This is a genomic window from uncultured Bacteroides sp. (assembly GCF_910585845.1).
Taxonomy (GTDB): Bacteria; Bacteroidota; Bacteroidia; order Bacteroidales; family Bacteroidaceae; genus Bacteroides.
On sequence record NZ_CAJUHF010000021.1, the window covers coordinates 51,246 to 59,167 of the forward strand.

At 45.7% G+C, this 7,922-nt stretch carries 9 protein-coding genes, 2 tRNA genes and 2 pseudogenes; 11 read left to right on the forward strand and 2 right to left on the reverse strand.

Annotated features, from left to right (window positions below):
• Positions 1-54 precede the first annotated feature (54 nt).
• Together QZ323_RS07895 and QZ323_RS07900 are read left to right on the forward strand one after the other, a co-directional pair.
• Entirely contained in the window at positions 55-1,797 is a 1,743-nt protein-coding gene (locus tag QZ323_RS07895; protein WP_294634057.1) for a S41 family peptidase, read from the forward strand.
• The gene (locus tag QZ323_RS07900; protein ID WP_294634058.1) at positions 1,706-2,245 is read left to right on the forward strand and encodes a 5-formyltetrahydrofolate cyclo-ligase; all 540 of its coding nucleotides are present in this window, start codon (positions 1,706-1,708) and stop codon (positions 2,243-2,245) included. The genes QZ323_RS07895 and QZ323_RS07900 overlap by 92 nt, the downstream gene beginning before the upstream one ends.
• 99 nt (positions 2,246-2,344) lie before the next feature.
• Here QZ323_RS07900 and QZ323_RS07905 read toward each other — a convergent pair whose 3' ends face one another.
• On the reverse strand, positions 2,345-2,635 hold the full coding sequence (locus QZ323_RS07905) for a DUF721 domain-containing protein (RefSeq protein WP_294634059.1): 291 nt from the start codon (positions 2,633-2,635) through the stop codon (positions 2,345-2,347).
• Positions 2,632-3,744 carry a DNA replication and repair protein RecF gene (gene recF / locus QZ323_RS07910; protein ID WP_294634060.1) on the reverse strand — a complete coding sequence of 371 codons (1,113 nt, stop codon included), beginning with the start codon at positions 3,742-3,744 and terminating at the stop codon, positions 2,632-2,634. Before recF ends, QZ323_RS07905 begins: the two co-directional genes overlap by 4 nt.
• 593 nt (positions 3,745-4,337) lie before the next feature.
• On the opposite strand from recF, the gene QZ323_RS07915 reads away from it, so the two are divergent.
• The 9 genes and pseudogenes from QZ323_RS07915 (at position 4,338) to QZ323_RS07955 (ending at position 7,766) form a co-directional block, all read left to right on the forward strand.
• Positions 4,338-5,021, forward strand: coding sequence for a tetratricopeptide repeat protein (locus tag QZ323_RS07915; RefSeq protein WP_294634061.1), 684 nt, complete (start codon positions 4,338-4,340; stop codon positions 5,019-5,021).
• Between the two features lie 176 nt (positions 5,022-5,197).
• Positions 5,198-5,692, forward strand: coding sequence for a 6,7-dimethyl-8-ribityllumazine synthase (gene ribH / locus QZ323_RS07920; RefSeq protein ID WP_294634062.1), 495 nt, complete (start codon positions 5,198-5,200; stop codon positions 5,690-5,692).
• Positions 5,693-5,764: 72 nt separating this feature from the next.
• Positions 5,765-5,847: transfer RNA gene (locus QZ323_RS07925), tRNA-Tyr, on the forward strand.
• A gap of 8 nt (positions 5,848-5,855) precedes the next feature.
• Positions 5,856-5,928, forward strand: a tRNA-Gly gene (locus QZ323_RS07930).
• A gap of 283 nt (positions 5,929-6,211) precedes the next feature.
• A pseudogene (locus QZ323_RS07935) lies at positions 6,212-6,421 on the forward strand (helix-turn-helix transcriptional regulator).
• Between the two features lie 2 nt (positions 6,422-6,423).
• Entirely contained in the window at positions 6,424-6,648 is a 225-nt protein-coding gene (locus tag QZ323_RS07940) for a DUF3791 domain-containing protein (RefSeq protein WP_294634063.1), read from the forward strand.
• Positions 6,645-7,033 (forward strand): annotated as a pseudogene (locus QZ323_RS07945) (DUF3990 domain-containing protein). The gene QZ323_RS07940 and the pseudogene QZ323_RS07945 overlap by 4 nt, the downstream one beginning before the upstream one ends.
• Positions 7,030-7,251: a hypothetical protein gene (locus QZ323_RS07950; protein ID WP_294634064.1), complete on the forward strand. Its 222-nt coding sequence runs from the start codon at positions 7,030-7,032 to the stop codon at positions 7,249-7,251. Before QZ323_RS07945 ends, QZ323_RS07950 begins: the two are co-directional and overlap by 4 nt.
• Positions 7,252-7,475: 224 nt before the next feature.
• On the forward strand, positions 7,476-7,766 hold the full coding sequence (locus QZ323_RS07955) for a type II toxin-antitoxin system prevent-host-death family antitoxin (protein WP_294634065.1): 291 nt from the start codon (positions 7,476-7,478) through the stop codon (positions 7,764-7,766).
• The last annotated feature ends 156 nt before the right edge of the window (positions 7,767-7,922 follow it).

Consider the following 7,922-nt stretch of genomic DNA (forward strand, 5'->3'; position numbering starts at 1 on the left):
AACACGCAGCCACCATTCGTAGCTCGTAGTCCATAACTAACAACCATTAAAAACATGAGTACAAAAAACTCTTCCCGCTTCACCCCGCTTATCATTGCTATCAGTGTAGTAATGGGAATCCTGATCGGGACATTTTACACCAGGCATTTTGCCGGAAACACGCTGGGCATCATCAACGGGTCTTCCAACAAGCTGAACGCCTTGCTGCGGGTTATCGAAGACCAGTATGTAGACACCGTCAACATGACAGACCTTGTGGAAAAAGCCATGCCGCAGATATTGGCAGAATTAGACCCCCACTCCACCTATATCCCCGCACAAAATCTGGAAGAGGTGACTTCTGAGCTGGAAGGTAGTTTCAGTGGAATCGGCATCCAATTCACCATCCAGGAAGATACGATTCATGTGAACAGCGTCGTCCAAGGTGGCCCGTCCGAAAAAGTAGGACTGATGGCAGGCGACCGCATTGTCATGGTGGACGACAGTCTCTTTGTAGGAAAAGGACTGAACAACACCAAAGCAATGCGCACCCTGAAAGGCCCCAAGGGAACAAAAGTGAAACTCAGCGTCAAGCGTGCTACGGAGAAGGAACTGCTGGACTTCGTGATTACCCGTGGAGACATCCCGCAGAACACCATTGACGCGGCATATATGCTCAACGACAATTACGGATACATCCAAATCAGTAAGTTCGGACGCACCACTCACGTGGAATTACTGAATGCGATAGCCCAACTCAGCCATCAGAAATGCGAAGGAGTCATTATCGACTTGCGCGAAAACACAGGCGGTTATATGGAAGCGGCTGTACGCATGGTGAACGAGTTCCTGCCGGAGGGCCAGCTTATCGTCTACGCGCAAGGCCGCAAGTATCCGCGCACGGAAGACTACGCCAACGGGACAGGCAGTTGCCAGAAGATGCCTTTGGTGGTACTGACCGACGAAGGTTCGGCATCCGCCAGCGAAATCTTTGCAGGTGCCATTCAGGACAACGACCGCGGAACGATCGTCGGACGCCGTTCCTTTGGTAAAGGCTTGGTGCAGCAACCCATCGACTTCAGCGATGGCTCGGCAATCCGCCTGACCATAGCCCGCTACTATACACCGTCCGGACGTTGCATCCAGCGCCCCTACAAGAACGGAAAGGACTCTAAATACGAAATGGATTGGATCACCCGCTACGAACATGGCGAGTTCTTCTCGAAAGACAGCATCAAGCTGGACGAAAGCCTGCGCTACTCCACCCGTCTGGGACGCCCTGTCTATGGCGGCGGCGGAATCATGCCCGACGTATTCGTTCCGCAGGATACGACGGGAACTTCCTCTTACCTGATCGAAGTGCTCAACAAGGGCCTGACCATACAGTTCAGCTTCCAATATTCCGATCGCAACCGGAGCAAGCTGAACGAACTGGACAACGAAGTGGACATGCTGAAGTACCTCCGGCAGCAAGGCATCGTGGAACAGTTCATACGCTTTGCCGACAGCAAAGGCGTAAAAAGGCGCAATATACTGATAAACAAGTCCTACAAACTATTGGAAAGAAACTTATATGGTAACATTATCTACAATATATTAGGCAGGGAACCCTACATCAAGTATATCAATCAAAGTGATGCCACTGTACAAAAAGCCTTGGAAATCCTGAAGAATGGAGAAGCATTCCCCAAAGTTCCGGAAGAGACATTGAAAGAAGAACCGAAAGATGAAGGAAAAGAAAAAAGAACTGCGGAAGCGTATGGTGCAGTTAAAGAAACTGCACGAAATGACCACTACGCATCAATCTCAGTCCGCTGAAATACTTGCCGCCCTGGAAGCCCATCCGGTTTTCAGGGCGGCGCACATCGTCCTCCTCTATTATTCGCTGAAAGACGAAGTGAATACACATGCATTTATCAGAAAGTGGAGCCGCGAGAAGCAGATCTTGCTTCCGGTTGTCACAGGCGATACCTTGGAACTGCGCATCTACACCACCCCCGAAGACCTGAAAAGAGGAGCATACGATATTGAAGAACCTACCGGAGAACTCTTCACCGACTATGCAGCAATAGACCTTGCTGTCATTCCCGGTGTAGCGTTCGACGCCACGGGCAACCGCCTGGGACGGGGAAAAGGTTACTACGACCGACTCCTTCCTCAGCTTACGGCATTCAAAGCCGGCATCTGTTTTCCGTTTCAATTAGTAGACGAAGTACCTGCGGAACCGTTCGACATCCGCATGGATACAATCATAACCCTCAAATGAAAATGAATTATCACCTCCATACCGTCCGTTGCCCGCACGCCACGAAGCAGTAAACTAAGGAAAGAACTGCAACCGGAGGGGAATATCTGCTCCGCCTCCCTATCGGAAAATGATGTTGGTAATGACTTGCGCCCCCACATGGCGGTTCAGATTGCGCACCAGCAAATCACGCCCCATCATCAGCTCCTGACGCAAGGCGGCGGACGTCAGATGCACATACAGCACCTGGTTGCGGATATAGAGTTCGCGGGTGTACGATGCTATGGTAGGCCCCAGTATTTCGGACCACGAAGAGATAAGCCGCCTCTCATTGAGCGGAGACTCCAGACTCTCCTGCCGCAGGAAATTGCGGATCAGCACGCCTATCTGTTCTGCATTATTACGCTTCATACTTCATCCTCCTCCCATTCCGTTACGGCACCCTGCTCCACTCGGAACATCTTGTAATCGCTGCCCACCTTATGGAGGATGCGGTCCAAGTGCTCGCGGTTGGTATCGGTTATGAATATCTGCCCGAAGTTGTCACCAGCCACCAGCTTGATGATCTGCTCCACCCGCGAAGCATCCAGTTTGTCGAAGATATCATCCAGCAGAAGCAGCGGGACAGTAGCCCCCGTCCGCTTCAGGAAATCAAACTGTGCAAGTTTCAAGGCAACGAGATACGTCTTGTTCTGTCCTTGGGAGCCCTCCCTCTTTATCGGAAAATCGCCCAACAGCATATTCAGTTCGTCTTTATGAATGCCACGCAAGGAATAGCCCATTATCTGGTCGCGCACGCGGCTCTCCCGTATCACTTCCAGCAGAGAAGCACCACGGGCATGCGAGTCGTAAGTCAGCCCCACCTGCTCCTTATCCTGCGATATGAAGGAATAAAAGGACTGGAAAATAGGGATGAACTCATTGATGAACACCTCACGCTTGCGGAAAACAATCTCTCCCGCCTGAGCCATCATCTCTTCCCAGATAAGAAACAACTCCTCCTCCACCGGAGTCTCGCTTTTCAGCAGCGTGTTCCGTTGTTGCAACGCCTTGTTGTAGCGTATCAATGCCTCCAGATACTCCTTGTCATACTGCGAAATCACCACATCCATAAAGCGCCGCCGCTCGTCACTACCTCCTGCTATCAGTTCCGAATCTGCCGGAGAGACCATCACCAGGGGCAGGAAACCGATATGGTCGGACAGGCGGGTATATTCCTTCTTGTTCCGCTTGAACTGCTTCTTCTGCCTGCGCTTCATGCCGCAGTAAATCTCTTCCGGCGTACCGTCGGGAGCCTCATAAAGCCCTTGAATCATAAAGAAGTTCTGCTCGTGGCGGATGTTCTGAGAGTCAATCGGATTGCCCGCACTCTTACAGAACGACAAGAAATAAACGGCATCCAGCAAATTCGTCTTCCCCATGCCGTTCTGCCCGAAGAAGCAGTTCAGCTTAGGCGAAAAGGAGAGTTCCACCTGCTCCAAGTTCTTATAGTTGAGTATGGATATACGTTTCAGTATCATATAGCAACACAAATTTCAGTCACAAAGATAAGCCAAACCGAAAGCAGAACAAAATAAGCCCGCCAAATTTTAGTGATTTGAATGAAATAACCCGCCCCATCTTCAGTCATAAAGCCTTTCCTATAGCCTGTCTACCGATACCCCACTGCCCCAAGAACCGTCCCCCTTACTGACAAAGGCGTTTCACTCACCGAAAAAAGAAGTTTCACTCACTGACAAAAAGAGTATCCTTCACTGAGAAAACTTCATCTCGCGGCACGAGATATACATCTCGGCTGCTGAGATGGGCATCTCGCGTGCTGAGATTTGTATCTCGTGCCGCGAGATGAAGTTTTCTCTAAGACACAATCACTTTTCCTCAACGAGAGATCCTCTTTTCTTCAATGAGAGATCCCCCTTCCCAACGTAACACCATACACTTTCCAAATTGATAACGAAGAAGAAGGTATCTGCCGGACAGAAACAGAAATTCTTGACTTTTTCCCCGTAATAGAAAAAAAGATGCCGCTAAATTTCGCTGGTACCCATAAAAAAGTTATTTTTGCGGGTCGAAATGGCTAAATTAAGAATAATAACAAAAAGAATATATAAAAATGGCAGAACAAAAGCAAGCTAACGAAGCCCTGAATGTGGAAGAAGCATTAACACAATCGGAGGCATTTCTTATCAACAACAAAAAGAGAATTATCAGCGCAGTAGCAGCAGTAATCATCGTTGTAGCCGGTATAGTGATGTACAAGAACCTTTATGTAGAACCACGCGAAGAAAAAGCGCAGGCTGCATTGTTCAAAGGACAGGAATACTTTGAAGCAGATCTTTACGAGCAAGCACTGAATGGCGACAGCATCGGCTTTGCAGGTTTTGCTAAAGTAGCCGATGAATATAGCGGAACCAAAGCTGCCAACCTGGCAAAAGCATACATGGGTCTTTGCTACGCTCACCTGGGACAATATGACAATGCAGTGAAAGCCCTCGACAGCTTCAACGGAAAAGACCAGATCGTAGCCCCCGCCATGAAAGGCGCCATGGGTAATTGCTACGCCGAACTGGGTCAGCTGGACAAAGCAGCCTCCATGTTGCTGAGCGCAGCCGACGATGCAGACAACAACTCCCTTAGCCCCATCTACCTGCAACAGGCGGGAGAAATCCTTGTCAAGCTGGGCAAATATGACGATGCCATCAAAGCATACAGCAAAATCAAGGATAAGTATTTCCGTTCATACCAGGCTATGGACATCGACAAATACATCGAACAAGCTAAATTGCTGAAGAAATAATATACCTTATTTATATATAGTATATCAGAATTTATATCTAGTATATCAGAGGAACGGATTACACTGATTTTACGCGGGCAGAACTATCCACCGTGTAGTCCGTGTAATCCGTTTCTTTTTTCGGGATTTCCCCATTTCAACTTTTTAATTCGTTAATTTATCAACTTTATATAATTATGGCAACAGCTTATCATAACCTTTCAGAATACGATTTTAATTCCGTTCCCGACGCCAAAGAGATGAAGTTTGGTATTGTAGTCTCCGAATGGAACTTCAACATCACCGGTAAACTCTTAGATGGAGCAATGAACACGTTGAAGAAGCATGGTGCGAAAGAAGAAAATATCATAGTAAAGACTGTCCCCGGAAGTTTTGAACTCATTTTTGGTGCCAACCAATTCATAGAATACAGCAATGTGGATGCAGTTATTGCAATTGGCTGCGTAATTAAGGGCGATACGCCACATTTTGACTATGTTTGCATGGGAGCCACCCAAGGAATCTCCCAATTGAACGCAACAGGCAATATACCAGTCATTTACGGTCTGATTACCACCAATACGATGGAGCAAGCCGAGGATCGCGCTGGGGGCAAATTAGGCAATAAAGGTGATGAATGTGCAATTACTGCAATAAAAATGATCGATTTTGCTTGGAGTTTCCAAAAATAGTTGTACCTTTGCAACGCAATTGAGAAACAAACCTACTCAATGAGAGATTTGAAGTAGTTCTCGAGAGCAAAAGGGCAAATACCAGAGTGGCCAAATGGGGCAGACTGTAAATCTGCTGGCTTACGCCTTCGGTGGTTCGAATCCATCTTTGCCCACTAAATTTGCGGAAGTAGCTCAGTTGATAGAGCATTAGCCTTCCAAGCTGAGGGTCGCGGGTTTGAGCCCCGTCTTCCGCTCTTAAGAAAATCAGATAGTTATCACAAGATTTCTATCTGATTTTTGTTTTTGGAGGGTAGCTGATTTTGCACGAGAGCAGCTTTATTTTATACTTAATAAGTCACTGATTATATTTATAAGTACTCAGAGTAGTACATATTTGTACTACTAAAAAGGAAGATTTGTTCTATTCCTCTGTTTTTCTTCTCTTTAAAGGTCTGAATTCATTTGACTATATTAATAGAAAGCATTAACTTTGTATCAAACATCAAAGTATTGAAATAAGCAAGCAAAGCAAGTGAAATGGAATCACAGAAGATAAACAGGATAAAAGTTGCATTAGTTGAAAACAGCAAAACAGGTAAATGGCTTGCTGAACAGGTCGGTAAAAATGAAGCTACGGTTTTCTGATGGTGTTCCAGCAAGATGCAGCCTTCTCTTGATACGCTTGTGAGGATTTCAGAATTACTTGATATTGATGTTAAAGACTTAATAGTAAGTAATAAAGTATAAATATGGACAAGAAAGAAATATTTAATCGAATAGAATATGTAGTGGCTTGTGTTGGAGCTTTCGCGCAGCGATATAACCTCTCCAACATGCAGGCCTACGCATATCTTCGCCGTTTTACAGGCATAGATTTCCTTCTTGATTGCCATGCTGCCGAGCATACCCTCTCTATTGACAACGTTGTTTCAGACCTTCAAGTCATTTGCCAACGGGAAGGAGGGAAGATATGACAAGACTCTATCACGGCTCAAATGTATCCATTGAGCAGATTGACCTTTCACGCAGTAAACGTGGTAAGGATTTCGGGCAGGGTTTCTATCACAATGCCAATCCTGAACAAGCTATGGAGATGGCAGTTCGAACAACTCGATTTCTCAACGACGGGACTCCCACTTTATCATGCTTTGAGTTTCCGATGTTCCAGCTCATCCTTATGATGTTGTTATAGGACCTATTGCCGATGATACGGTTGGCGTTCAGATTCGCCGTTTCATAATGGGTTATCTGTCGGCGTCAACATTGGTTGAAGAACTGAGATTTAAGGGCGACCATGCAGTCCAATACTTCTTCGGCACGCCCAAAGCCGTAAACTTCTTAAAACGTATCGAATTATGACACAAGACATACAGTTTCAAATAGAATGCCTTACGGCAGAACTAGCTGAAATGCTTATGGCAGAATATGGCTGGGACATACACCGCTCACTTGACGAACTATATTCATCAACCACCTTCGCCAAGCTAAATGACCCCGAATGCGGTCTATATTATCAGAGTGCAGTCTATATCTTCCAGTTTCTCAAATCCGAAATCGAAACCGGCAAAGTCGCATAAAACAATAATAACTATGGCAAATGCCCTAATTGATAACTCCGAGCAGTTTAAACTCGTCAAATATATCAAAGAGTTAATCTCACGACCTGACTGTAATCACATTATGATTGCGACAGGGTATTGGGATTTGCCCGCACGGCTTTGGTCTATGAAGAACTTAAAGACTTTATATTTGTAAGTACTCAGAATAGTACATATATTTGTACTACTAAAAAGGAAGATTTATGAGAACTGCAAATTATACGGATTTAAGAGCCAATCTAAAAGAATATATTGATTCAGTCATTGATGATTGCGATACGGTAGTTATCAATCGCGGAAACGGAACAGGAGTGGTGATGATTTCCCTGGAAGAATATAACTCTCTAAAAGAAACAGAATATATCATGTCGTCTCCGGAAACGATGGGAGCGATACGCAAGGGGGAAGAAGACATTAAGAACGGTAACTGCATATCCCAAAATGAGGGAGAAAGCATAGAGGATTTCTTAAAGCGGGCAGTATGTACAGAATAACATTGTCAGAGCAAGCGCGAAAGATTATCTGTACTTTTTACAAAGTGGAAACAAAGCACTCCTGAACAAAATAAAGACATAGATTTTATTTCTATTGGAAATAAGAGCCTGTTTAAAAATGACTGAAATCTTTTTCTAAAGAGGTTTCCGTATCCG

Coding starts and splice junctions, on each gene's coding strand:
- recF (WP_294634060.1), bottom strand. CDS start 3,744: ATGATACTGAAACGTATATCCATACTCAACTATAAGAACTTGGAGCAG.
- QZ323_RS07905 (WP_294634059.1), bottom strand. CDS start 2,635: ATGAAGCGTAATAATGCAGAACAGATAGGCGTGCTGATCCGCAATTTC.
- QZ323_RS07900 (WP_294634058.1), top strand. CDS start 1,706: ATGAAGGAAAAGAAAAAAGAACTGCGGAAGCGTATGGTGCAGTTAAAG.
- QZ323_RS07955 (WP_294634065.1), top strand. CDS start 7,476: ATGAGAACTGCAAATTATACGGATTTAAGAGCCAATCTAAAAGAATAT.
- QZ323_RS07895 (WP_294634057.1), top strand. CDS start 55: ATGAGTACAAAAAACTCTTCCCGCTTCACCCCGCTTATCATTGCTATC.
- QZ323_RS07940 (WP_294634063.1), top strand. CDS start 6,424: ATGGACAAGAAAGAAATATTTAATCGAATAGAATATGTAGTGGCTTGT.
- QZ323_RS07950 (WP_294634064.1), top strand. CDS start 7,030: ATGACACAAGACATACAGTTTCAAATAGAATGCCTTACGGCAGAACTA.
- ribH (WP_294634062.1), top strand. CDS start 5,198: ATGGCAACAGCTTATCATAACCTTTCAGAATACGATTTTAATTCCGTT.
- QZ323_RS07915 (WP_294634061.1), top strand. CDS start 4,338: ATGGCAGAACAAAAGCAAGCTAACGAAGCCCTGAATGTGGAAGAAGCA.